Source organism: Streptococcus oralis (assembly GCF_964238205.1).
GTDB classification, from domain to species: Bacteria; Bacillota; Bacilli; order Lactobacillales; family Streptococcaceae; genus Streptococcus; species Streptococcus oralis_CZ.
In genome coordinates, this window is the sequence record NZ_CAXSLF010000002.1 from 274163 (window position 1) to 300712 (window position 26550).

A 26550-nucleotide genomic window follows, 5' to 3' on the forward strand; every position below is an offset into this window, starting at 1 on the left:
CAAGTAGCTAGTCTAAATTTTTTAAAACAAAGGTCAGGGAAAGTCAAATTAATTTGACTAACTAATTTTGAAAACAAACGAGGTATGAAATATGAACAACAACTTTAATAACTTTAACAACATGGATGATTTATTTAACCAATTAATGGGCGGTATGCGTGGATACAGTTCTGAAAATCGTCGTTACTTGATTAACGGTCGTGAAGTAACACCTGAAGAATTTGCTATTTATCGTCAAACAGGACAACTTCCAAGTGAAGGAAGTGACCAAGCTCAGTATGTTCAAGGTAAAGCTATGAAACAAGATGGCATTCTTGCAAAACTTGGACGTAACTTAACAGCAGAAGCGCGTGAAGGTAAGTTAGATCCGGTTATTGGACGTAACAAGGAAATTCAAGAAACATCTGAAATCCTTTCTCGTCGTACAAAGAATAACCCAGTTCTTGTTGGGGATGCTGGTGTTGGTAAAACGGCAGTAGTTGAAGGATTGGCTCAAGCTATTGTGAATGGTGACGTTCCAGCAGCAATCAAGAACAAAGAAATCATTTCTATTGATATTTCTGGACTTGAAGCTGGTACTCAATACCGTGGTAGCTTTGAAGAAAACATTCAAAACTTGGTAAACGAAGTCAAAGAAGCTGGAAATATTATCCTCTTCTTCGACGAAATTCACCAAATCCTTGGCGCAGGTAGCACAGGGGATGGTCAAGGATCTAAAGGTCTTGCTGATATCTTGAAACCAGCTCTTTCACGCGGGGAATTGACAGTGATTGGTGCAACAACTCAAGATGAATACCGTAATACAATCTTGAAAAACGCTGCCCTTGCTCGTCGTTTCAACGAAGTAAAAGTTAATGCTCCATCTGCTGAAGATACTTTCAAGATTCTTCAAGGTATTCGTGATCTTTATCAACAACACCACAATGTTATCTTGCCAGATGAAGTATTGAAAGCTGCTGTTGATTATTCTGTTCAATACATTCCACAACGTAGCTTGCCAGATAAGGCTATCGACTTGGTCGATGTGACAGCTGCTCACTTGGCAGCACAACACCCAGTGACAGATGTACATGCTGTGGAACATGAAATTGAAGAAGAAAAAGCTAAACAAGAAGCTGCAGCTGCTAAAGAAGATTACGAAGCAGCCCTTAATGCAAAAATTCGTATCGAAGAACTTGAAAAACAAATTGCCAACCATACTGAAGATCATAAGGTTACAGCAACAGTTAATGATGTAGCTGAGTCTGTTGAACGTATGACAGGTATTCCTGTTTCACAAATGGGTGCAACTGATATTGAACGTTTGAAAGATATGGGCCACCGTTTGCAAACTAAGGTTATCGGTCAAGATAAAGCCGTTGAAGCAGTGGCACGTGCTATTCGTCGTAACCGTGCAGGTTTTGATGAAGGAAATCGCCCAATCGGTAGCTTCCTCTTTGTAGGACCTACTGGCGTTGGTAAGACTGAGTTGGCTAAACAATTAGCTCTTGATATGTTCGGAACGAAAGATGCCATCATTCGTTTGGATATGTCTGAATACAGCGACCGCACAGCCGTTTCTAAATTGATTGGTACTACTGCTGGTTATGTTGGTTACGATGACAATAACAATACCTTGACTGAACGTGTTCGTCGTAATCCATACTCAATTGTCCTTCTTGATGAGATTGAAAAGGCAGACCCTCAAGTGATTACTCTTCTTCTTCAAGTATTGGATGATGGTCGTTTGACAGACGGTCAAGGTAACACGGTAAATTTCAAGAATACGGTGATTATCGCAACTTCAAATGCTGGCTTTGGTTATGAAGCCAACTTGACAGAAGATGCAGACAAACCAGAATTGATGGATCGTTTGAAACCTTACTTCCGTCCAGAATTCCTCAACCGTTTCAACGCTGTGATTGAATTCTCACACTTGAGCAAAGAAGACCTTTCTAAGATTGTTGATTTGATGTTGATTGATGTCAATAAGACACTTTCTAAGAAAGAAATCGACTTGGCAGTGAGCGATGCAGCCAAAGAATACATGACTGAAGAAGGTTATGATGAAGTTATGGGTGTTCGTCCACTCCGTCGAGTAGTTGAACAACAAATCCGTGATAAAGTAACAGACTTCCATTTGGATAATCTTGATGCTAAACACCTTGAAGCCGACATGGAAGATGGTGTCTTGGTCATTCGTGAAAAAGCCTAAATCAAGAATTCGAAAATAAAAAAGGAACCAGCTGAAAAGCTGGTTCTTTTTCTATTGTTAAATAACATGACGTTCAAAGGCATCATCTGAAATTCCTTGTTCAAGAATCAATTTTGCCCACTCCTTAGCAGAGAAAAGGCTATGATCCTTGTAGTTACCACAAGACTCAATGGTTGTTCCTGGGACATCTTCCCAAGTTGTTGTTTCAGCGATTTCCTTTAATGAATCCTTGATGACAGTAGCGATTTCTGCGCTAGTATGACGTCCCCACATAATCATATGGAAACCTGTACGACAACCAAATGGGGAACAATCAATCATACCATCAATGCGAGTACGGATGAGCTTAGCCAAGAGGTGCTCAATAGTATGAAGGCCAGCAGTCGGGATAGAGTCTTCATTTGGTTGAACCAAGCGGATATCAAAGTTAGAAATGATATCTCCCTTAGGACCTGTTTCTTCCCCAATTAAGCGGACATAAGGTGCTTTGACAATGGTGTGATCAAGTTCAAAACTTTCAACAATAACTTCTTTTGACATGGTATTTCCTTTCAACTTTCTCCTTTCATTATATCATAAAGATTTACTTAAAAACTGCTAAGAAAGAGATTTTCCAAATATGAATACCATAAAAGAGTCTGACTGTAAAAAATAATTTTAAAATGGCAATTGTTTTCAATTCAATTGGAAAAATTCTGAAAATTGTATTGACACTTGGCTGAAAAGGGACTATAATGTATAAAAAGTCAAAAAGGAGTTTATTATGAAATTTTCAAAAGTAATGGCCCTAGCAGGAGTGACTCTGTTAGCGTCAGGTGTTTTGGCAGCTTGTTCAGGCTCAGGCTCTAGTGCAAAAGGTGAGAAAACTTTTTCTTATGTTTATGAAACAGATCCAGACAGCCTCAACTATCTGACAACTGGTAAGGCTGCGGTTGCTAATATCACAAGTAATGTCGTTGATGGTTTGATGGAGAATGACCGCTACGGTAACTTCGTGCCATCTTTGGCAGAAGATTGGTCAGTGTCTAAGGACGGGTTGACTTACACTTACACAATCCGTAAAGATGCTAAATGGTATACTTCTGAAGGCGAAGAGTATGCACCAGTTAAAGCGCAAGACTTTGTAACAGGTCTTAAGTATGCGGCTGACAATAAGTCAGAAGCCCTTTATCTTGTTCAAGAATCTATTAAAGGTTTGGATGCTTATGTAAAAGGTGAAGTTAAAGATTTCTCAGAAGTTGGAATTAAGGCTGTAGATGATCAAACAGTTCAATACACTTTGAACAAACCAGAAAGCTTCTGGAACTCTAAGACAACCATGGGAATTCTTGCACCAGTCAATGAAGAATTTCTTACTTCTAAAGGAAGTGACTTTGCTAAAGCAACAGATCCAAGCAGTATCCTTTATAATGGTCCTTTCTTGTTGAAATCATTGGTAGCAAAATCTTCAGTAGAATTTGAAAAGAATCCAAACTACTGGGATAAGGACAATGTTCATATTGATAAAGTAAAACTTTCATTCTGGGATGGTCAAGATAATAACAAACTTGCAGAAACCTTTAAAGATGGTGGTTTCTCAATGGCTCGTCTCTTCCCAACAAGTGGAAGCTACTCTGAACTTGAAAAAGAGTTTAAAGACAATATCGTTTATACACCACAAGATTCTTCAACCTTCTTAGTTGGTACAAATATTGACCGTCAGTCTTACAAATATACTTCTAAGACTACAGACGAGCAAAAGACTTCAACTAAGAAAGCTCTCCTTAACAAAGACTTCCGTCAAGCCATCGCCTTTGGTTTTGATAGAACAGCCTATGCTTCTCAAGTTAATGGAGCAAGCGGAGCAACAAAACTTCTTCGTAACTTGTTCGTACCACCAACATTTGTTCAAGCAGATGGTAAAAACTTTGGTGAATTAGTTAAAGAAAAATTAGTAACCTATGGTGATGAGTGGAAAGATGTCAATCTAGATGACGCTCAAGATGGTCTTTACAATCCTGAAAAAGCGAAAGCAGAATTTGCTAAGGCTAAGACAGCTCTCCAAGCAGAGGGTGTTCAATTCCCAATCCACTTGGATATGCCAGTTGACCAAACGAATACTACAAAAGTTCAACGTGTTCAATCATTGAAACAATCACTTGAAGCAACGTTAGGAACTGACAATGTTGTCATTGACATTCAACAACTTCAAAAAGATGAAGTCCTCAATGTTACTTACTTTGCTGAAACGGCTGCCGGTGAAGATTGGGACCTTTCAGATAACGTTGGTTGGTCTCCAGACTACATTGACCCATCTACTTACCTTGATATCATCAAACCATCAGTAGGTGAAAATACTAAGACTTACCTAGGATTTGATTCAGGCACAAACAATGCAGCTGCTAAACAAGTTGGTTTGGAAGATTACGAAAAGATGGTTGTTGAAGCTGGAAATGAAGACACAGATATTTCAAAACGCTATGATAAATATGCTGCTGCTCAAGCTTGGTTGACAGATAGTGCTTTGATTATTCCAACAACTTCTCAAACTGGACGTCCAATGTTGTCTAAGATGGTGCCATTCACACTTCCATTTGCTTACTCAGGTAACAAGGGAACAAGTGAAGCACTCTTGTACAAATACCTTGAACTTCAAGATAAGCCAGTAACTGCTGATGAATATCAAAAAGCTCAAGATAAATGGAAGAAAGAAAAAGAAGAATCTAATAAAAAAGCGCAAGAAGACCTTGCAAATCATGTTAAATAATAAAAAAGAGGCCGGACAAAAAGTCTGGCCTTTTGATACCCTTCCTGAGACTTTAGTTTAGCATGTTGATTATTGGTTTAATCCCTGCATTGAAGTAGTAGATTAGAATTTCTAAGTCATGCCCCTGTTCATAGATAATCTACGTAAACATAAGGTATCTTTTATCTATAATATTAAACAGTTTTCCCGACTATTTATCATGTGTTTGGGATAAGGTTGCGATTGAGGTATTTAACCTGTTCAGTTGTTTCTCTACATATTTTTAAAAAGTTTGATAGAAACTATATAGAAAAACTGAGGTGTTATTCTCAGTTTTTTCTATATTTTATTGCTGTCTTCGTGGATTTTGTTGGGGTTGGTTTTGTTGTTGAGAATTTGTAGATGAGTTTGGTTGCGTTGCATTTGGATTAGTAGTACCATTCGTATTTTCGTTTGAAGAGCTTTCACTTTCAGTTGTTGAAGTTGAACTTGAGCTAGAGCTCTCTGTTGTCGAACTTGCTTGAGTTGATTGTGGAATCCAGTTGCTACGTGCCCCATTCTTGAAGACGTAATCACCGCTTCTATAAAGTCCTTCTGGCATTGTCCAGTCATCAGGATGATCTTCCTCTGCTAGATACTGCATCATAGAACGATAGATACTAGTGGCAACGGTAAAGCCATCACCAACGATTGGAGTAAGGCGGTTTGAGTAACCAGTCCAGACTGCCATTGAATATTTACGGGTATAACCAACAAACATTTCGTCTGGAGCAACAAATTGACTTGTTTTAATGTGGTTTTCAATCTCTTCATCAGTGTAGTTTGATGTACCAGTTTTACCTGCTTGTGGAAGCCATGAAATATAAGCGTCTCGACCTGTACCAGAGTATAATACTGTTTTCATCATTTCTGTCATCATATAGGCGGTTGTTTCTTTCATAGCACGAGTACCTTGATCAGAAAACTCTTTTGAACTACCGTCGCTAAAGACAACTTTATTGATATACATTGGTTTGTGATAGATACCACCGTTAGCAAATGCAGCATAGGCGGCAGCCATTTTTTCACTACTTGCACCGTACTGTTTACCTGATTCAGTCGTGTTACTTGAAATTGCGTTTGCATATACCATGGTTGGATAATCAATGCCAAGTCCGTTTAAGAATTTTTGGGCTTTATCTAGTCCAACTCTATCGAGAGTTTCAACTGCTGGTACGTTACGAGATTGTTGGATAGCAGTTTGAAGAGTGATGTTACCATAATAGCTACGATCCCAGTTGTAGACTGGAGTGCTAGTACCTGGGAAGTTATATGGTACATCCTTAAGCATATAAGCAGTTGAGTCATAGATATCGTACTCAAGTGCAGGTGCATAGTCCGTAATTGGTTTCATAGTTGAACCCCAGTCACGGTTTGTTTCCACTGCTTGGTTAGTACCAAAGGATACATTGCTAGCTTGGTGACGAGACCCGAGTTGGGCAATCACTTTACCATTTGATACATCAATGATAGTAGAAGCTGCTTGGATATCATCATCAGGATAGTTTACGTATTGATCAGTATTATAGACGTCCCAAAGGTGTTTTTGTACCTCTGGGTCAACGTTGGTATAGACTTCCATACCTGTTGTTAATAGATTATAACCTGTTTCTTGCTCCACTTGATCAATAACCTCTTTAAGATAGTTATCCATGTACTGTGGATAGCTATTAAGAGATTTTAGACTTTGAAGTCCATCTGTGATTGGAGTATTGATGGCTGTTTCATATTGTTCGGCTGTAAGGTAACCTTGTTTTTGCATTTCTGACAAAACGAGGTTCCGTCTTTCAAGGGCTGCTTCAGGGTTAGAATAAGGATCGTATTGGTTTGGAGCCTGTGGCATACCTGCTAAGAGTGCTAGCTGAGGAATGGATAAGTCTTTGAGGTCCTTACCATAATAGTTTTCCGCAGCTGTCTGCATACCATAGTTACCATTTGACATGTAAACTTTATTGACGTAATAGGTCAAGATTTCTTGCTTAGTTGCAGTTCGCTCTAGCTGGATAGCTAACCAAGCCTCTTGAACTTTACGGGATAGAGTTTGATCAGCTGTTGATGTTGAAAAGTAAGTTAATTTAATTAACTGCTGAGTCAAAGTTGATCCACCTTGAAGACCACTATTGCTTCGAAGGTTACGAAGGAATGCTCCTGCTATACGAATGCTATCAATTCCTCTGTGGTTAAAGAAACGGTGATCCTCGATAGAGACAATCGCATTGACAAGATCAGTAGGAATATCACTACTTTGAGCATTAACACGACGTTCCGAACCTAAATCTGCGATTAGTTCATTTTTGCTATCATAAATTTTACTTGATGTAGTTGCAACAAGTTTACTCTCGGAAAGTTCAGGAGCCTTGTTTGCATAGTAAAGAAATACACCACCACCAAGTAGGAAAGCTGCGATAAATAAGCTAATTACACCAATGCCAAGGTATTTAGCGATGCGTAAGATAGTTTGTTTGTTCATATTGTTTTACCACCTAGTAAATGTTGTTTGACTGTATCAAGGTAAGGAATTTGTGGAAAGGCAGACTGCTCAATCACATAACCGAATTCTTTGATATAGTCAAGCGGCATTGACTTTTTCCCCATATCCTGATGATAAAAACGGATGAGGTCAAGTGCCGGCAATAAATACGTTTCTTGATAAGAAGAAAAATGAAGAAGGACAAAGCAAATCCCTTTTTGATCAAGGACTTGTTCCATATGCCGAATCTGATGAGGATGGAAGTTCTTCATCGGAATCGCATGTTTTTGCTTGGTTTCCTTGGCTTCGAAATCGATGTAAAACCCTTCATAAACTCCAGAATAATCGGTAGTTGATGCTTGTCTAAAATAAGCTTCAACAATCTTAGCACGACTACGCTGAGGATAGTCTACGCGGACAATCTGAACAGGAGTTGGTTTTTTATGGATAACAGCCAAACCGTGTGTCAGATAATACTCGTTTGTAGCATTGATCATCTTTTCAAAGGTCATCCCACGATTTGCGAAATTTTTAGTTTGTGAGGTGACTTGGTGTTTTTTTTTTGATGAAAGTTTATGAGGATAGTTGACCATAATTCTCCTTATTGGTACAATAACATCACTCTATTATACCATAAAAGTGAACAGAAAGGGTGAAAAAATGCATACAGCCTTGGTTTTAGGCTATTCTAGCTTTGATTTAGGATTGTTTAATGACAAAGATATTCGTTTAAAAATTATTAAAAAAGCCATTCGTAGAGATTTGGAAAAAATGGCTGACGAAGGGTTGAAATGGTTGGTGTTTACGGGAACTCTGGGATTTGAACACTGGGTTTTGGAGGTGGCCAGAGATATGAAAGAAGACTTTGGTTTCCAACTTGCGACTATCTTTGATTTTGAAACTCATGGGGAAAACTGGAATGAGGGAAATCAGGTTAAACTTAGTGAATTTAAACAAGTTGATTTTGTAAAATACGCCTATCCGAACTATGAACACAAGGGTCAATTACGAGACTATCAACTTTTCTTACTTGAAAATACAGATGGTGCCTATCTTTTTTATGATGAAGAAAATGAAACAAAACTGAAGTATTTTTACGAACTGATGAAAAAGAAAGACAACTATATTACAAAAAGATTAACATTTGAGGAATTAAACGAAGTAGCTGAAAATTTTTCCGAAAATTGAGCCTTTGACCTTGCTTTTTGTTTGCCTTTTTTTATATAATAATACTAGCAACTGAGAATGGAGAGAGACATGGCAAGTATTATTTTTACAGCAAAAGATATTTTTGAGCAGGATTTTGGAAGAGAAGTACGTGGATATAGTAAAGCAGAGGTTGATGAATTCTTGGATGACGTCATCAAGGATTATGAAACTTATGCAGCATTAGTAAAGTCACTCCGTTTAGAAATTGCAGAGTTGAAAGAGGAATTGGCGAAAAAACCTCAAGTGACTCCAGTAGCTTCTGAACCAGCAGAGCTTGGAAGTACAACTTCTATGACAAACTTTGATATTTTGAAACGTTTGAATCGTCTTGAAAAAGAAGTATTTGGCAAACAAATCATGGATAATTCTGATTTCTAAGAATACTTCTGTTGTGCAATTTTTGGATAATCGCGTGAAGAGAGTTTCTTTTCATGAGGAAAGTCCATGCTAGCACAGGCTGTGATGCCTGTAGTGTTTGTGCTAGGCGAAACCATAAGCCTAGGGACGAGAAATCGTTACGGCAGTTGAAATGGCTAAGTCTTAGGATATGTCAGAGTAGACTTGAAAGTGCCACAGTGACGGAGTCTCTCTGGAAACAGAGAGAGTGGAACGCGGTAAACCCCTCAAGCTAGCAACCCAAATTTTGGTCGGGGCATGGAGTGCGCGGAAACGAACGTAGTACTCTGACTGCTAGCAGCTAGAGCTGCTAGTGGTAGACAGATGATTATCGAAGGAAGTGGTCCTAGTCACTTCTGGAACAAAACATGGCTTATAGAAAATTGCATATAGGTTGGGGCTGAGATATATTCTCAACCTCATTTTTTAAAGTGAATAAAGAAAGGTCTATAAAAGACTGAAATGAAAACAACATTTAATTTAATTGCGACTGCTGCGGCGGGTTTGGAAGCTGTAGTTGGACGTGAAGTGAGAGATTTGGGTTATGATTGTCAAGTTGAAAATGGGCGTGTTCGTTTTCAAGGTGATGTTAAAGCGATTATCCAAACCAACCTGTGGCTAAGAGCTGCAGATAGAATCAAAATTGTTGTGGGAACTTTTCCTGCAAAAACATTTGAAGAACTCTTCCAAGGTGTTTTTGCTCTAGATTGGGAGAACTATCTCCCACTTGGAGCCCGTTTCCCAATTGCCAAGGCTAAGTGTGTCAAGTCAAAATTACACAATGAGCCAAGTGTGCAGGCAATTTCTAAAAAGGCAGTTGTTAAGAAACTACAAAAACACTATGCACGACCAGAAGGTGTTCCCCTGATGGAGAATGGTCCAGAGTTCAAGATAGAAGTTTCTATTTTGAAAGATATAGCGACTGTTATGATTGATACGACTGGTTCAAGTCTCTTTAAACGTGGTTACCGTACTGAAAAAGGTGGTGCTCCAATCAAGGAGAATATGGCAGCTGCGATTTTGCAACTGTCAAACTGGTACCCTGATAAGCCTTTGATTGATCCAACCTGTGGTTCGGGAACCTTCTGTATTGAGGCGGCTATGATTGCGCGCAAGATGGCACCAGGTTTGCGTCGTTCATTTGCCTTTGAAGAGTGGAACTGGGTTAGTGACCGCTTGATTCAAGAAGTCAGAACTGAGGCAAGCAAGCAGATAAATCGAGAGATTGAACTGGATATTATGGGTTGTGATATCGATGGTCGTATGGTGGAAATTGCCAAAGCCAATGCCCAGGCAGCAGGAGTATCTGGAGATATTCTCTTTAAACAGATGCGCGTACAGGATTTGCGTACGGATAAGATTAATGGAGTCATTATCTCTAATCCACCATATGGTGAACGTCTGTCAGATGATGCAGGAGTAACTAAACTTTATGCTGAAATGGGTGAGGTTTTTGAGTCGCTCAAAACTTGGAGTAAGTTTATTCTGACAAGTGATGAAGCCTTTGAAAGTAAATATGGTAGTCAGGCAGATAAAAAACGAAAACTCTATAATGGTACTTTGAAAGTTGATTTGTATCAATATTTTGGTCAACGTGTCAAAAGAAATTTGACAGATTAGAAAGGAGCTACCATGGATCAGAAGGATAAAAAAGAAGAAATGTTAGAACCGGAGAAAACATCTCAGGAACCTCAGTTTGACTTTGAGGAAGCTAAGGATCTGACAGTTGGACAAGTTATTCGAAAAAATGAAGAAATCGAAGCAGGTGTAACTCCTGATGATACGATTTTGGACAAATACATTAAACAACACCGTGAAGAAATCGAAGCTGATAAATTTACAAACATTCAGGCGAAGAAAGAGGAACTTCAAAGTCTCGATGATTTGATCCAAGATGCTAAAGAAACGATTGAAGAAGAGGTGGAACCAGTAGAAGAAGTCTCTGAATCAGAAAAGTTTGCTGAAGAAGAGGGAGTAGCAACTGAAGAAGTTCTCCTTTCGCCATTAGAAGAAACTTTAGTTATGGATAAAAATCTTGTAGAGGAAGTATTTGAACCAGAACAGGTAGAAAATGAGGAAACTTCACAAGAAGAACCCCAAATTCTAGCTCGCTCTCTTCAAGAAGAGGATGAGCCACGACGCAAAAAACTGTGGGTCATCTTGTCAGCTCTTTTAGCCATTGTTGTCTTGATTATTGGGGGTAGCTACTACGTTTATCGTCAAATTACGCGTTCTTCTCAAGAAATTCAGTCTCAGTCATCTGATGCAGGTTTAGTAAGCAATCAAGCAATACTCGATCAATTTAACAGTCTCTATGACACTTTTTATACTGATGAGAATAAAACTGCCCTAAAAAATAGTCAGTTTAGTCAATTGAATCAGCTCAAAGAACTTTTAGATAAACTTGAGGGAGCTAGAGAGCATACTCTTGCTAAATCAAAATACGATAGTCTTGAAACACAAATCAAGGCAGTACAAGATGTTAATGCTCAATTTGAAACGCCAGCTATTACAGATGGTGTTCTAGATACAAATGCTAAAGTAAAAGCAGATGCTAAATTTACCGAAGTTAAGACTGGGAATACTGAAATTGATAAACTGCTAGATAAGGCTATTAGTCTCGGTAAGAGTCAACTTTCAAGTTCTACAAGCTCAAGCAGTAGTCAGTCAAGTTCATCAAGCCAAACAGAGTCAAGCTCAGCAACTGAAAGCAATGCTAGCAGTTCTGCTAATGCATCAACTTCAGCGGGTGAAACAGCCTCAGCAAATAATATCCTAAATAGTGGACTAGCAAGCAATGGTGTGAACCTACAAAGAAGTGTCAGTCGAGTACCGTATAATCAAGCCGCTGTAAGTGATAGTAGTAATCCTGCTTGGACTTTTGCAGATGGTGTCCTTGAACGCATTCTTGAGACTTCACGTGCGCGTGGCTACATTACAGGTAACCAATACATTTTAGAACCTGTGAATATTGTTAATGGCAATGGTTATTACAACCTTTATAAACCAGATGGTACCTATCTCTTTACCCTTAATTGTAAGACAGGTTACTTTGTAGGGAATGGTTCTGGACATGCAGATGATTTAGACTACTAGTCAAATTGTTACAAAATTCTTTCTTTTCACAGATAAACATGATAAAATAAAACATATTAAACAAGAGGAGTGTCACATGACAAAAGCTAACTTTGGTGTTGTTGGTATGGCCGTAATGGGTCGTAACCTTGCCCTTAATATTGAATCCCGTGGTTATACAGTTGCTATTTATAACCGTAGTAAAGAAAAAACTGAAGATGTGATTGCTTGCCACCCTGATAAAAACTTCGTGCCAAGCTATGATATCGAAAGTTTCGTAAATTCAATTGAAAAACCACGTCGTATCATGCTTATGGTTCAAGCAGGACCTGGTACAGATGCGACGATTCAAGCCCTTCTTCCACACTTGGATAAAGGTGATATTTTGATCGACGGAGGAAACACTTTCTATAAAGATACCATCCGTCGTAATGAAGAATTGGCGAACTCAGGTATCAACTTTATCGGTACTGGTGTATCTGGTGGTGAAAAAGGTGCCCTTGAAGGTCCTTCTATCATGCCTGGTGGACAAAAAGAAGCTTACGACTTGGTGGCTGATGTTCTTGAAGAAATCTCAGCTAAAGCACCAGAAGATGGAAAACCATGTGTGACATACATCGGTCCTGATGGAGCTGGTCACTATGTGAAAATGGTCCACAATGGTATCGAGTACGGTGATATGCAATTGATCGCAGAAAGCTACGATCTTATGCAACACTTGCTTGGTCTTTCTGCAGAAGATATGGCTGAAATCTTTACTGAGTGGAACAAGGGTGAATTGGACAGCTACTTGATTGAAATTACAGCTGATATCCTTGGACGCAAAGACGATGAAGGTCAAGATGGACCAATCGTAGACTACATTCTTGATGCTGCAGGTAACAAAGGAACTGGTAAATGGACTAGCCAATCAGCGCTTGACCTTGGTGTGCCATTGTCACTCATTACTGAGTCAGTATTTGCGCGCTACATCTCTACTTACAAAGGAGAGCGTGTACATGCCAGCAAGGCTCTTCCAAAACCAGCTGCTTTCAAATTTGAAGGTGATAAGGCTGAGTTGATTGAAAAAATCCGCCAAGCCCTTTACTTCTCAAAAATCATCTCATACGCACAAGGTTTTGCTCAATTGCGTGTAGCTTCTAAAGAAAACGACTGGAACTTGCCATTTGCGGACATCGCATCTATCTGGCGTGATGGATGTATCATCCGTTCACGTTTCTTGCAAAAGATCACAGATGCTTACAACCGTGATGCAGATCTTGCTAACCTTCTTTTGGATGAGTACTTCTTGGACGTAACTGCTAAGTACCAACAATCAGTTCGTGATATCGTAGCTCTTGCTGTTCAAGCAGGTGTACCAGTACCAACATTCTCAGCAGCTATTACTTACTTTGATAGCTACCGTTCAGCTGATCTTCCAGCGAACTTGATCCAAGCACAACGTGACTACTTTGGTGCCCACACTTACCAACGTAAGGATAAAGAAGGAACCTTCCACTACTCTTGGTATGACGAAAAATAAGTAGGTCAGCCATGGGGAAACGGATTTTATTACTTGAGAAAGAAAGAAATCTAGCTCATTTTTTAAGTCTGGAACTCCAAAAAGAGCAATACCGAGTTGATCAGGTAGAAGAGGGACAAAAAGCCCTCTCCATGGCTCTTCAGACAGACTATGACTTGATTTTACTGAATGCTCATCTAGGGGATATGACAGCCCAGGATTTTGCAGAACAGTTGAGTCGGACTAAGCCAGCTTCGGTTATTATGGTCTTGGACCATCGAGAAGAATTGCAAGACCAACTTGAAACAATCCAGCGTTTCGCTGTTTCATACATCTATAAACCAATCATTATCGATGATTTGGTCAGTCGTATTTCAGCTATCTTCCGAGGTCGAGATTTCATCGACCAACACTGTAGTCAGATGAAAGTTCCGACAGCTTATCGCAATCTGCGTATGGATGTAGAACATCATACCGTCTATCGTGGCGAGGAGATGATTGCTCTGACACGTCGTGAATATGACCTCTTAGCTACCCTTATGGGAAGTAAGAAGGTTTTGACTCGTGAACAATTGCTGGAAAGTGTTTGGAAGTATGAAAGTGCGACCGAAACCAATATAGTGGACGTTTATATCCGTTATCTACGTAGTAAACTTGACGTCAAAGGTCAAAAGAGCTACATTAAAACCGTGCGTGGTGTTGGTTACACCATGCAAGAATAGAAAAGCAGTTGCAGTTTTGTAACTGCTTTTTTTGAGTCGTTGAAATGTTGACATATGATTTGATTTTTGCTATAATCATTTTGGAGGATACAAAAATGAAATTTTTGAAAAAAATGATGCAAGTCGGTCTAGCAGTCTTTTTCTTAAGTCTGTTAGCAACAAGTACAGTATTTGCAGATGATTCGGATTCTGAAGGCTGGCAATTTGTTCAAGAAAATGGTAGAACCTACTACAAGAAGGGTGATATCAAAGAAAAGGCCTGGAGAGTGATTGATGGGAAGTACTATTATTTTGATCATGTATCAGGAGAAATGGTTGTCGGCTGGCAATATATCCCGTTTCCATCTAAAGGTAGTACAATTGGTCCTTACCCAAATGGTGTGAGATTAGAAGGTTTTCCAAAGTCAGAGTGGTACTACTTCGATCAGAATGGAGTGCTACAAGAGTTTGTTGGTTGGAAAGCATTAGAGATTAAAACTAAAGACAGTGTTGGAAGAAAGTACGGGGAAAAACGTGAAGACAATGAAGAGAAGCGTTATTACACGAACTATTACTTTAATCAGAATCATTCTTTAGAGACAGGTTGGCTTTATGATCAGTCTAATTGGTATTATCTAGCTAAAACTGAAATTAATGGAGAAAACTTTATTGGTGGTGAAAGACGTGCTGGTTGGATTAACGACAATTCGACTTGGTACTATCTTGATCCAACAACCGCTGCAATGCAAACTGGTTGGCAGTATCTTGGTAACAAGTGGTACTATCTCCGTTCATCAGGTGCTATGGCGACCGGTTGGTATCTAGATGGTTTAACTTGGTATTATTTAGATGCTCAAAATGGTGATATGAAAACTGGCTGGATTTATGTCGATAATACTTGGTATTACCTCCGTTCATCAGGAGCTATGGTGACAGGCTGGTTCCAGGTCAATGGTAAATGGTACTATGCCTATAGTTCAGGTGCCTTAGCTGTAAATACCACAGTAGGTGGCTACCAGGTCAACTATAATGGTGAATGGGTACAGTAATGAAAACAAGCGATTGTGAAAGGAAACAATCGCTTTTTTTGTGAAAATATAATAAAATAGAAAGGAATAAAGTTCTAAAATTTTATCTAGAAAAAGACGGTTTTCGTCTGATAGAAGGATTAAATGACAAAAGAAGTTGGTGTCGGTCAGGCACATAGTAAAATTATTTTAATAGGAGAGCATGCAGTCGTTTATGGCTATCCAGCCATCTCTTTGCCTCTTTTAGAGGTAGAGGTGACTTGTCGGGTAGTTCCTGCAGCGACACCATGGCGTCTTTTCGAAGAGGATACCTTGTCTATGGCTGTCTATGCTTCTCTCGAGTATTTGAATATCAAAGAAGCTTGCATTCGTTGTCAAATTGACTCGGCTATTCCTGAAAAACGGGGGATGGGGTCCTCAGCAGCCATAAGTATTGCAGCCATTCGTGCAGTATTTGATTATTACCAAGCAGAACTTCCGCGAGATGTTTTAGAGATTTTAGTCAATCGGGCGGAGATGATTGCCCATATGAATCCTAGTGGATTGGATGCTAAGACCTGTCTTAGTGACCAACCTATCCGTTTTATTAAGAATGTTGGTTTTGAAGAATTAACCATGGATTTATCAGCTTATCTGATCATTGCAGATACAGGAGTTTATGGACACACTCGTGAAGCTATTCAAGTTGTAGAGAGCAAGGGTAAGGAAGCCTTACCTTTCTTGCATGCACTAGGAGAGTTGACCCAGCAAGCAGAAGAAGCAATAAAAACAAAAGATGCCGTGAAGCTGGGAGAGTTTTTAACAAAAGCACATGGAAATCTAAAAGAAATAGGAGTTAGTAGCCTTGAGGCTGATGCCTTGGTGGAAACTGCTCTTGAACATGGAGCCCTAGGAGCCAAGATGAGTGGTGGTGGTCTAGGAGGCTGTATTATCGCCCTGGTTTCTAATGTAAGCCAAGCGCAAGAACTAGCAGAAAGATTAGAAGAGAAAGGAGCTGTTCAGACATGGATCGAAAGCCTGTAACAGTACGTTCCTATGCCAATATTGCCATTATCAAATATTGGGGGAAGAAAGCAGAAAAAGAGATGGTTCCTGCAACTAGCAGTATTTCTCTAACCTTAGAAAATATGTATACGGAAACAACACTTTCTCCTTTACCAGCAGATGCAAGCTCGGATGCTTTCTACATCAATGGTCAGTTGCAAAACGAAGCTGAGCATGTCAAAATGAGTAAAATCATTGATCGCTACCGTCCCGAAGGAGCAGGTTTTGTTCGTATTGACACCCAGAACAATATGCCAACAGCGGCAGGTCTTTCTTCAAGTTCCAGTGGCTTATCTGCCCTGGTCAAAGCCTGCAACGCCTATTTCCAATTAGGATTAGATCGTAAAGAGTTGGCCTTGGAAGCTAAATTTGCATCGGGTTCTTCATCTCGTAGTTTTTATGGCCCCTTAGCAGCTTGGGACAAGGATAGTGGAGAGATTTATCCAGTCGAGACTGACTTGAAACTAGCTATGATTATGTTGGTTTTAGAAGACCAGAAAAAACCAATCTCTAGTCGAGATGGCATGAAACTCTGTATCGAAACTTCGACAACTTTTGATGAGTGGATTCGTCAATCTGAACAAGACTACCAGGATATGTTAGTCTACCTCAAGGAAAACGACTTTGAGAAGGTTGGAGAATTAACAGAGAAAAATGCTCTCGCTATGCATGCTACGACAAAAACAGCAACTCCATCCTTCTCTTACCTGACGGATGCGAGTTATGAGGCTATGGATTTCGTTCGTCAGCTTAGAGAACAAGGAGAATCTTGTTACTTCACCATGGACGCAGGGCCTAATGTAAAGGTTCTTTGTTTAGAAAAAGACTTGGAACATTTGTCAGAACTCTTAGGACAACGCTATCGCTTGATTGTATCAAAGACAAAGGACTTGAGCCAAGATGACGATTGTTAAAACTTGTGGGAAGCTCTACTGGGCTGGTGAGTATGCCATTTTAGAACCAGGACAGTTGGCACTGATAAAGGCTATTCCCATCTATATGATGGCTGAGATTAAAACATCTGATGCTTATCGACTCTACTCAGATATGTTTACCTATAGTGTAGATATGCGCCCAGATTCTTCTTATGCCTTGATTCAAGAAACAGTTGCCTTGGTGGAGGAATATTTGACTGCCCAAGGAGTTGACTTGCGTCCTTTTTCCCTAGATGTTCGTGGAAAAATGGAACGTGAAGGTAAGAAGTTTGGTCTGGGTTCTAGTGGTAGTGTCGTTGTTTTGGTTATCAAGGCTATGCTTGCTTTCTATGAAAGAACAGCTGAAAGAGACCTCTTGTTTAAACTGGCGAGTGCAGTCCTTCTCAAACGTGGGGACAATGGTTCCATGGGTGACATTGCCTGTATCGTTTCAAAAGACCTAGTCCTCTATCAGTCATTTGATCGGGAGAAAGTGGCACAATGGCTAGGAAAGGAAGACTTGCCAACTGTATTGGCACGTGATTGGGGCTTTTCTATTTCTAGTGTTGAACCTGCCTTGAAATTTGATTTTCTGGTGGGTTGGACCAAGGAAGTAGCTGTGTCTAGTCATATGGTCAAGCAAATCAAGAACAATATGAACGCTAGCTTTTTGCAGGCTTCAAAAGAAACAGTAAACTCTTTGGTGAAAGCATTGCAGGAAGGGCAAGAAGAAACCATTATTGCCTTGTTAGAACAAGCCAGCCAACTTTTAGAAGGCTTGAGTTCAGATATTTACACACCTTCGCTCAGACAATTAAAAGATGCCAGCAGAAACTTAAAAGCTGTTGCTAAAAGTAGTGGTGCTGGTGGTGGAGACTGTGGGATAGCCCTCAGTTTTGACCAAGATTCGACCACATTACTGAAAAAACGCTGGGCTGATCTTGGGATTGAGCTCTTGTATCAAGAAAGGATAGGACATGACGACAAATCGGAAGGATGAACACATCCGCTATGCCCTTGAACAAAAAAGTTCTTATAATAGTTTTGATGAAGTTGAATTGATTCATTCTTCGCTACCCTTGTATGATATAGATGAGATTGATCTTTCGACAGAATTTGCAGGGCGCAAATGGGACTTTCCTTTTTATATAAATGCCATGACAGGTGGTAGTGACAAGGGCAGAGAAATCAATCAAAAATTGGCTCAGGTGGCAGAGGCCTGTGGGATTTTATTTGTAACGGGTTCCTACAGCGCTGCCCTAAAGAATCCATCGGATGACTCTTTCTCTGTCAAATCAAATCACCCAGACCTCCTCTTTGGAACCAATATTGGCTTGGATAAACCTGTTGAACTGGGGCTACAAACGGTCCAAGAGATGAATCCTCTTCTCTTGCAAGTCCATGTTAATGTTATGCAGGAATTACTCATGCCAGAAGGCGAACGGCAATTTAGATTGTGGCAAAGCAATCTGAAAGATTATGCTGAGCAAATCTCTGTGCCCCTTGTTTTAAAAGAGGTCGGCTTTGGCATGGATGTGAAGACTATTGCTAAGGCGTATGAGATGGGGATACGTACGGTTGATTTGTCTGGCCGTGGGGGAACTAGTTTTGCCTATATCGAAAATCGTCGTAGTGGTCAACGGGACTACCTCAATGATTGGGGGCAATCGACCATGCAAACCCTTCTGAATGCCCAGGACTGGAAAGACAAGATGGACCTTTTGGTAAGTGGAGGTGTTCGCAATCCACTAGACATCATCAAATGCTTGGTCTTTGGAGCAAAGGCAGTTGGGCTGTCACGCACCATGTTAGAGTTGGTTGAAAACTACCCAGTGGATGTCGTTATTACTATTGTTGAAAGCTGGAAGGAAGACCTACGTCTAATCATGTGTGCCCTTAATTGTAAAAGAATTGAGGATTTGCAAGAGGTCGACTATCTCCTTTACGGAAAATTAAAAGAAGCAAAAGATCAACTATAAGGAGGTCGGGATTTTAGTCCCGGTCTTTTTATCATTCCTCAGACTGATGTGACATTTTGGTTTTGTGATACAATAAAATAGAGAGGACGGATACATGCGAAAATTTCAAATTTTTCTATTTATTGAAGCTTGTTTATTGACAGGAGCTCTGATTATGATGGTATCAGAGCATTTTTCCCGTTTTCTGCTCATTTTGCTCTTGTTCTTACTGCTGATTCGATACTATACTGGAAGACAGGGAAATAACCTCATATTAGTGGCAGTGAGCATCCTATTTTTCTTTATCATCATGCTCAATCCCTTTGTCATTTTAGCCATCTTTGTGGCCTTGATATACAGCCTGTTCTTGCTTTATCCTATGATGAACCAGGAAAGAGAAGATACCAATTTGATTTTTGAAGAGGTAGTGACAGTAAAGAGGGAGAAAAATCGCTGGTTTGGAGATCTCCACCACTTCTCAAGTTACCAGACCTGCCGCTTTGATGATATCAACCTTTTTCGTCTTATGGGGAAGGATACCATTCATCTAGAACACGTGATTTTGAGCAATCATGATAATGTCATCATCTTGAGAAAACTAGTCGGTACGACTAGAATTATTGTACCAGTGGATGTAGAAGTCAGTCTTAGTGTTAATTCTCTGTACGGAGATTTAACCTTTTTTGACCAGCCTAAACGAGCTTTGCGCAATGAGCAATTTCATCAAGAAACCAGGGATTATCTCAAGAGTCCAAAGAGTGTTAAGATTCTTTTGACAACTATGATTGGAGATGTTGAGGTGGTGCGAGGATGAAAAAGCAACCCTATATTTTAATCGGTCTCACCTCGTTTCTTTTTGTTGTCTTTCTCTTTCGAAGCATTTTTAAAGTTCTGGATTTAGAGTGGACTTCTCTCTTTCAAGATATAGAAAAGACAGAAAAAGTCGTATTTTTAGGCTTGATGTTTAGTCTTGCCCTGGCATTTTTATTAGTTCTATTCTGGACAATTGTTGACGAAATTTCAAAAAGAAGAATCCAAGCAAATCTCAAACGCCTGCTAGCTGGCAAAGATATTGAAAGTCTGGGAGATGCTGACTTAGACGCAAGTTTTAGAAACTTATCAGGAAAGCTTGGTTTGTTGACAGAAGCTATTCAAAAAGCAGACAATCAGGCCTTGGTCAAAGAAGAAGAAATTGTTGAAAAGGAGCGCAAGCGAATCGCACGTGACTTGCATGATACGGTTAGTCAAGAAATTTTTGCTGCCCATATGATTTTATCAGGACTCAGCCAACAAGCTTCCAAATTAGACAGAGAGAAGATGCAAACACAACTCCAAAGTGTGACTGCCATTTTAGAGACAGCTCAAAGAGACTTGCGCATTCTTCTTTTGCATCTACGACCGATTGAACTGGAACAAAAAAGCTTGGTGGAGGGGATTCAGCTACTCCTCAAAGAGCTAGAAGAAAAAAGTGAGCTGAAGGTAAGCTTTAAATATCAGGTAACTGCATTACCTAAAAAGATTGAGGAGCATGTCTTCCGTATTGTCCAAGAATTGATTAGTAATACACTTCGTCATGCACAAGCTTCCTGTCTAGATGTTTACCTTTATCAAACGGAAACAGAATTACAGTTGAAGGTTGCAGACAATGGTCGTGGTTTTCAGCTGGATGATGTTGATGAACTGAGCTATGGTCTGCGAAATATCAAAGAACGAGTGGAAGATATGGCTGGGACTATACAATTACTAACAGCTCCCAAGCAAGGTTTAGCAGTGGATATTCGCATTCCCTTGCTTGATTTGGATAGATAAGAGGAAGTAAGATGAAACTATTATTGGTAGATGACCACCAAATGGTGCGTCTGGGTTTAAAAAGTTATTTTGAATTACAAGATGATGTAGAGGTTGTAGGAGAAGCAACCAATGGTGCGGAAGGGATTTCCATGGCCTTAGAGCTTCGTCCAGATGTGATTGTCATGGATATTGTCATGCCTGAAGTCAATGGGATTGACGCGACACTAGCTATTCTCAGAGAATGGCCAGAGGCTAAAATCTTGATCGTGACATCTTACCTAGACAATGAAAAAATTATGCCGGTTTTGAATGCTGGGGCTAGAGGATATATGCTTAAGACTTCGAGCGCAGACGAATTGCTGCACGCTGTTCGTAAGGTGGCAGCCGGTGAATTTGCAATTGAACAAGAGGTGAGCAAGAAGGTAGAATATAACCGTAATCACGTCGAACTACATGAGGACTTGACTGCGCGTGAACGGGATGTCCTTCAACTAATTGCTAAGGGTTATGAAAATCAGCGGATCGCAGATGAATTGTTTATCTCCCTCAAAACTGTAAAAACTCATGTTTCAAACATCCTTGCTAAACTTCAGGTTAGCGACCGCACCCAGGCAGCAGTATATGCCTTTCAGCATCACTTAGTAGGGCATGAGGATTTTTAGATGAATCTTTTGGTGCCAAAGCAAGGTTTATTTTTCAAAAGTAATTCAAAAGATTTACTTTTAGTTAAGAACGTATCTATATAATTCATAAGTATAGAATAAATGGATCAGGAAAACTGGTCTATTTTATTTTATTTTTACGATTTTTTACTTATTCTATTAACACGCATAAAATGTTTCGTTTAAAGTTATTAAAGAACTAGGAAGATTATCTAAGTGATACATTCTGTAATATTTATGCCATATCTAATAAAGTTTTTTATTATAATGTATAAAGGAGTCTATTATTTTACAAAAAACATTTTTATTATTAAAAAAATCCACAGTTATAGTGGATAAAAATATTCCGACAAAAAAAAATCAGTTCTAAAAGACTATTAAAATATAAAAATAGTTGAAATATTAATTTGAAGTGCTATACTAGTATATGTAAAAAATTACAAATATTTTAAGGAGAATAAAATGAAGTATCATTTTAATGAACGCCAACGCTTTTCTTTACGTAAGTATAGCTTTGGTTTAGCGTCTGTTCTTTTGGGAACTGCCTTCTTTTTGAGTGGGCAAGTCGCTAGCGCTGATGAGACAAATGTTTCAGAAACTTTGTCCACTTCCGTAGTATCTGCTAGTCCAGATAGTTCAACTAGCACATCGGAATCTTCAGTGTCAGAAACTTCTGAATCAAAACCTACAGTAGCTGAAAAGCCTTCTGTAGTATCAGAAATTTCTGAGTCAAATTCTACACTTGCAGATAAAGCTGTTGTAAAACCAGAAACAACTGAAGTTTCTTCAGATTCTGAAAAAGGTACAACAGAAAGTCCAAAATCTGAGAAATCAGAAGCATCAGCTAAAGAATCAAGTGAAGATACGGCAAAAACAACTGAAGGTAAAGCTGAAGTTGCTGAAAAAGACGATAAGTCTACTGACAAAGCTTCAGATAAAGTCGCTGAAAAAGACGATAAGTCTACTGACAAAGCTCCAGCTGAAGTTGCTGAAAAAGACGATAAGTCTACTGATAAAGCTCCAGCTCCAGCTGAAGCACGCCGTTCAACACGTACACGTCGAGCTACTTCAGAAAATAAACGTGAAGTATCAAATTGGAGTGAGTTTGTTTCAGCCTTAGAGGATGGAAATGTCAGCGAAATCACTGTTAATGGTGATATCGTAGCTCAAGGTGACAATGGTAACACAGACAGACCAACTGCTGGTTCTGTAGACCGTAGAACTACCATTAATGCACCATCACGTCCAGTTACTATCCAAGGTAAGAACGACAATGCTCGTCTAGACCTCTTGTCGCATACTTTGGAATTGACAGGAGCTAGCTGGGAACTAAACCTCAAAAATCTTAAGATTGCTTCAGCAAACTCTAGAGGTCCAATTGAACTATCAAGAACTAGCGGTTCAAATACTGTCACTTTTGACAACGTAACCAGTGTTGGTTCATCACTTTATGGTGGTGGTGGTAACACAAATGTCGTTATCAAAGGAAATACAACTTCAACAGTTAGTGACAGTTATCAAGCAGCAAATGGTCAGACACAATACGTACAACGTAATGTTGGCGCTGCTGGACGTTCGGACCAACGTCGTGAGTCAAATATCCACGATGCCAAATCTGTAACAGTTGCTGAGGGAGCTAGCTTAACGCTTAATCGCTCTTCTCAAGGGGATGCTATTACTCTTGAAAGTGGAGCTAAAGTCAGTGTAAAAGATAAAGGTAGTCTTACTATCAATATGAACACTGATAACCGAACTGATAGTGCTCGCTACCATAATGCTGGTATTTTCATGGCTGATAGTGGTACCGTAGAAACTGGTAAAGGCTCTAAGTTAGTCTTAAATACTAGCATCGGTCAAGGTATTTCAATTGGTATAAACCGTCCAGGGGATGGAGTTACCGATAAGGATCGTTTCGGTGGTTACGGTCCTAATAACAACGGTCGTAAAAATGGTCCTAGCCGAGTTCTTATTGGCGAAGAAGGAACATTTGAGCTTAACGGCCGTGACGGTATTATGATGGGTAATAACTCAGAACTTGTCACAGGTCAGGATTCAAAAGTTCGCTTTGAAAATAGAGGACGCGGTGTAGCACTTGATTTCGGTAATGATTCAAGAGTAGCCTTTGGTAAACATTCGACAAATACCTTCCATTCAGATGGTAAAGGACCTAGGAGCGGTGGTGGACCTTCTGGTAGTTACGATGGTTACAACTATATTGGTCTAAATGAAAATGGTAAGATCTTAGTAGATGACTTTGCCACTTTCCGTGTGCAAATGGACAATCGTGGCGACAATGCCTGGGACGATGTCATTTCACTTGGTTCTCAGAGTGGTACTAAGTCTGAGCCACTTTTCCAAGCTAATAAGGGTTCTATCGTAGATATCCGAGACGATAATACGAACTTCTATGCGGAGTTGATTTCCGTAGCCTTGGGATCAAGTAAGAATACTGTCTTCCAGTTCAATAACCCACTTTATGTATCCTTCATGAGATATACAAACTCACAAGGTCTTTCAGCAGGGGAAATTACGGGTAAATTACCAGTATCTATTCCTCAAGGGAACAACCCACAGGACATTGGACACGGAAATATCCTTTATATCTCAGATAAATCAAAAACATCTGGAAACAGAATCGAATTTAACGGTCCAGCTAGTCAGAACGGTGGCTCTACTGTTGGAACTTATACCGTCTATTCTATGAATAAAGATGGTAGGGATAGCCAAACTAAAGATAAACAAAGTTCTGTTTGGACTAATATACGGAGCGGTTCAATGTCAATCGCTGGTTTCATAAGTGGAAGACCAGATATTCAACCTGCTAACGCTGCATCTGTTCAAACAGGCTCTTCTTCTGGTGGGGTAAGCGCTACAGATAGAACCTATGGTATTGACCCTGTTGATCATAACCGTCAAAACATTTGGGTTTCAAATGGTACTAAAATCAACCCGACTGGTGTTCATAAAAATATCATCAAATATGTCTACGAAGATGGAACTCCAGTTAAAGAAGATGTTATCCAGTCATCAGAATGGAACCGTACTTTGGATGTCTCAATCGATAAAGAAGGCTTCGAAAATATTTTGAGAAATTCAAGCGTTAGAAATGGTGATGAATTCTTAGCAGCTTATAGTAAAGCGAAGTATCACATTTCTGATGTCGATGGAGATAACATCGCTGATACAGGTTGGAAAGAAGCTGAAACAAATTCAGGTATCTATAATTATGGTACTATCGCTTCGCCAAAAGTCGAAGGCTATGAAGCAGAAATCAAGTCAACTAATGTTCCTGGATTAAAAGCTGGGGCTAACGCTGATTCAGTTTCTGTTTCATATGATTCAAGCAATGCACCAGAAACGCTTATTGATGCTCAAGCAGGTAAACGTACCGTTTCAGAAACTTATTGGCGTAATATTGTAGCCAAATCTGATTTGGGTGTCTATGAAACAGTTGTTGTCTATAAAAAAGTAAAACAAAAAGCTATTGTCAAATACATTGATACAAGTGATAATAATAAGGAATTAGCAAAAGATGAAGTTGAAGGTAAATCTGGTGAAGCCATTAACTACTCAACTGAAGCTAAGATTACTGATTTTGTTAATAAAGGTTACAAACTTGTAGAAGATGGATTTACAAACTCAACTGCAGATCAAAAGAAATTTGATGATGATAAAAACATTGATCAAGAATTCGTAGTTAAATTAAAACACGATGTAACACCGGTTGGACCAAATGATCCACATAACCCAACAGATCCAATCAATCCAGATGATCCAAACAGTCCTAAATACCCTGCGACAGATCAATGGAAGAAAGATGTAACGTCAACTGTTCATTATGTGGTATCAGACGGTAAGGCAACTGCCCCAGCTGATAATGTTCAAAATGCACAATGGACACGTACCTTAAATGTTGATAAGGTGACAGGTAAAGTTCTTAACCCTGATGCAACATGGACAGCGAATAAGACTAACTATGATGCAGTTCCAACACCAGGTTTGACAGGCTACTACGCTGATAAAGGAAGTGTTGCTTCTAAGACAGTCACTCAAGAAAATCTTGAAGAAACTGTAACTTACAAACCACTTGGAAACTTGGTTCCAAAACCAGAGACACCAAACGATCCAAACTTCCCATCAACACCAGAAGTGAAGTATCCAAATGATCCAACAGATCCAACTAAACCAGGTCAACCAGTTGTTCCAGATGTACCAGGTTATGAACCACATCTTCCAGATCCAAAAGATCCAACTAAACCAGGTAAATCAGTACCTCCAGGAACACCTGTAACACCTGACAAACCAGGGGAAGATACGCCAATCATCTATGTACCAAAAACAACTGAAGTTACAAAACCAACTAAACAAACGGTAACGTTTGAAGGAGCAGGAACAGCTACTCCAGCTGATAAGGTTCAAGATAACTTCACCTTTACTGGTAAACAAAAAAATGGTACAACAACATGGGATCAACCTAATCACACTTATGGCAAAGAAACAGTTCCAGTTGTTGAACATTACTATGCCGATAAGAAGGAAGCTGGATCTAAGACAGTTACTCCAGATCAACCAGAAGTTACGGATAAGGTTACTTATAAACCACTTGGTAAGATCATTCCAGTTGATCCAGAAGGAAACAAAATTCCAAGTGCACCAACTCCACAGTACAACAATGATCCACAAGATCCAACTAAGGGTGGCGAAACTCCAACTCCAGTCATCCCAGGTTATGTGACAGATACACCAAGTGTAACTCCTAACAAACCAGGAGAGGATACACCTGTTGTCTACCGTAAGGCAGAACAAAAAGCTATTATCAAGTATGTAGACCAAAATACTGGTA

20 protein-coding genes and 1 other RNA gene are annotated in these 26550 nt (G+C 39.6%); 18 read left to right on the forward strand and 3 right to left on the reverse strand.

Annotated features, from left to right (window positions below; genetic code table 11):
- The first annotated feature begins 91 nt into the window (after positions 1–91).
- Positions 92–2194, forward strand: coding sequence for an AAA family ATPase (locus ACESOD_RS05060; protein ID WP_373094375.1), 2103 nt, complete (start codon positions 92–94; stop codon positions 2192–2194).
- A gap of 57 nt (positions 2195–2251) precedes the next feature.
- Here ACESOD_RS05060 and ACESOD_RS05065 read toward each other — a convergent pair whose 3' ends face one another.
- Positions 2252–2734 (reverse strand): S-ribosylhomocysteine lyase, encoded by a 483-nt coding sequence (locus tag ACESOD_RS05065; RefSeq protein WP_000032545.1) that lies wholly within the window; start codon positions 2732–2734, stop codon positions 2252–2254.
- A gap of 223 nt (positions 2735–2957) precedes the next feature.
- Here ACESOD_RS05065 and ACESOD_RS05070 point away from each other — a divergent pair, with 223 nt between their 5' ends.
- The gene (locus ACESOD_RS05070; protein WP_316108874.1) at positions 2958–4940 is read left to right on the forward strand and encodes a peptide ABC transporter substrate-binding protein; all 1983 of its coding nucleotides are present in this window, start codon (positions 2958–2960) and stop codon (positions 4938–4940) included.
- A 325-nt stretch (positions 4941–5265) separates the two neighbouring features.
- On the opposite strand, the gene pbp1a is transcribed toward ACESOD_RS05070, so the two are convergent.
- Together pbp1a and recU are read right to left on the reverse strand one after the other, a co-directional pair.
- The gene (gene pbp1a, locus ACESOD_RS05075; RefSeq protein WP_373094376.1) at positions 5266–7428 is read right to left on the reverse strand and encodes a penicillin-binding protein PBP1A; all 2163 of its coding nucleotides are present in this window, start codon (positions 7426–7428) and stop codon (positions 5266–5268) included.
- Positions 7425–8021, reverse strand: a complete 597-nt coding sequence (recU, locus tag ACESOD_RS05080) for a Holliday junction resolvase RecU (RefSeq protein ID WP_373094377.1) — start codon at positions 8019–8021, stop codon at positions 7425–7427. The genes pbp1a and recU overlap by 4 nt, the downstream gene beginning before the upstream one ends.
- A gap of 67 nt (positions 8022–8088) precedes the next feature.
- On the opposite strand from recU, the gene ACESOD_RS05085 reads away from it, so the two are divergent.
- The 16 genes from ACESOD_RS05085 to ACESOD_RS05160 all read left to right on the forward strand — a co-directional run.
- Positions 8089–8616, forward strand: a complete 528-nt coding sequence (locus tag ACESOD_RS05085; protein ID WP_373094395.1) for a DUF1273 domain-containing protein — start codon at positions 8089–8091, stop codon at positions 8614–8616.
- A gap of 69 nt (positions 8617–8685) precedes the next feature.
- Positions 8686–9015, forward strand: a complete 330-nt coding sequence (gene gpsB / locus ACESOD_RS05090) for a cell division regulator GpsB (protein ID WP_000146538.1) — start codon at positions 8686–8688, stop codon at positions 9013–9015.
- 18 nt (positions 9016–9033) lie between these two features.
- Positions 9034–9414, forward strand: an RNA gene (gene rnpB / locus ACESOD_RS05095) — RNase P RNA component class B.
- Positions 9415–9495: 81 nt separating this feature from the next.
- Positions 9496–10653 (forward strand): THUMP domain-containing class I SAM-dependent RNA methyltransferase, encoded by a 1158-nt coding sequence (locus ACESOD_RS05100; RefSeq protein WP_373094378.1) that lies wholly within the window; start codon positions 9496–9498, stop codon positions 10651–10653.
- Positions 10654–10665: 12 nt separating this feature from the next.
- Complete coding sequence (mapZ, locus tag ACESOD_RS05105; protein WP_373094379.1) at positions 10666–12129, forward strand: cell division site-positioning protein MapZ; 1464 nt, start codon at positions 10666–10668, stop codon at positions 12127–12129.
- A gap of 76 nt (positions 12130–12205) precedes the next feature.
- Entirely contained in the window at positions 12206–13630 is a 1425-nt protein-coding gene (gene gndA, locus ACESOD_RS05110; protein ID WP_373094380.1) for an NADP-dependent phosphogluconate dehydrogenase, read from the forward strand.
- An 11-nt stretch (positions 13631–13641) separates the two neighbouring features.
- Positions 13642–14331 carry a response regulator transcription factor gene (locus ACESOD_RS05115; protein ID WP_373094381.1) on the forward strand — a complete coding sequence of 230 codons (690 nt, stop codon included), beginning with the start codon at positions 13642–13644 and terminating at the stop codon, positions 14329–14331.
- A 95-nt stretch (positions 14332–14426) separates the two neighbouring features.
- Entirely contained in the window at positions 14427–15359 is a 933-nt protein-coding gene (cbpJ, locus tag ACESOD_RS05120) for a choline-binding protein CbpJ (RefSeq protein WP_373094382.1), read from the forward strand.
- A gap of 123 nt (positions 15360–15482) precedes the next feature.
- Complete coding sequence (gene mvk / locus ACESOD_RS05125) at positions 15483–16361, forward strand: mevalonate kinase (protein ID WP_373094383.1); 879 nt, start codon at positions 15483–15485, stop codon at positions 16359–16361.
- Positions 16343–17296 (forward strand): diphosphomevalonate decarboxylase, encoded by a 954-nt coding sequence (mvaD, locus tag ACESOD_RS05130; RefSeq protein ID WP_373094384.1) that lies wholly within the window; start codon positions 16343–16345, stop codon positions 17294–17296. Before mvk ends, mvaD begins: the two co-directional genes overlap by 19 nt.
- Positions 17283–18296: a phosphomevalonate kinase gene (locus ACESOD_RS05135; RefSeq protein ID WP_373094385.1), complete on the forward strand. Its 1014-nt coding sequence runs from the start codon at positions 17283–17285 to the stop codon at positions 18294–18296. Before mvaD ends, ACESOD_RS05135 begins: the two co-directional genes overlap by 14 nt.
- Positions 18274–19275 carry a type 2 isopentenyl-diphosphate Delta-isomerase gene (gene fni, locus ACESOD_RS05140; RefSeq protein WP_373094386.1) on the forward strand — a complete coding sequence of 334 codons (1002 nt, stop codon included), beginning with the start codon at positions 18274–18276 and terminating at the stop codon, positions 19273–19275. The genes ACESOD_RS05135 and fni overlap by 23 nt, the downstream gene beginning before the upstream one ends.
- 94 nt (positions 19276–19369) lie before the next feature.
- Positions 19370–20068, forward strand: coding sequence for a cell wall-active antibiotics response protein LiaF (liaF, locus tag ACESOD_RS05145; RefSeq protein WP_373094387.1), 699 nt, complete (start codon positions 19370–19372; stop codon positions 20066–20068).
- Complete coding sequence (locus ACESOD_RS05150; RefSeq protein ID WP_373094388.1) at positions 20065–21063, forward strand: sensor histidine kinase; 999 nt, start codon at positions 20065–20067, stop codon at positions 21061–21063. The genes liaF and ACESOD_RS05150 overlap by 4 nt, the downstream gene beginning before the upstream one ends.
- A gap of 11 nt (positions 21064–21074) precedes the next feature.
- Positions 21075–21707 (forward strand): response regulator, encoded by a 633-nt coding sequence (locus ACESOD_RS05155; protein WP_373094389.1) that lies wholly within the window; start codon positions 21075–21077, stop codon positions 21705–21707.
- A gap of 462 nt (positions 21708–22169) precedes the next feature.
- A partial coding sequence (locus ACESOD_RS05160; RefSeq protein ID WP_373094390.1) for a mucin-binding protein occupies positions 22170–26550 on the forward strand: 4381 nt, incomplete at its 3' end.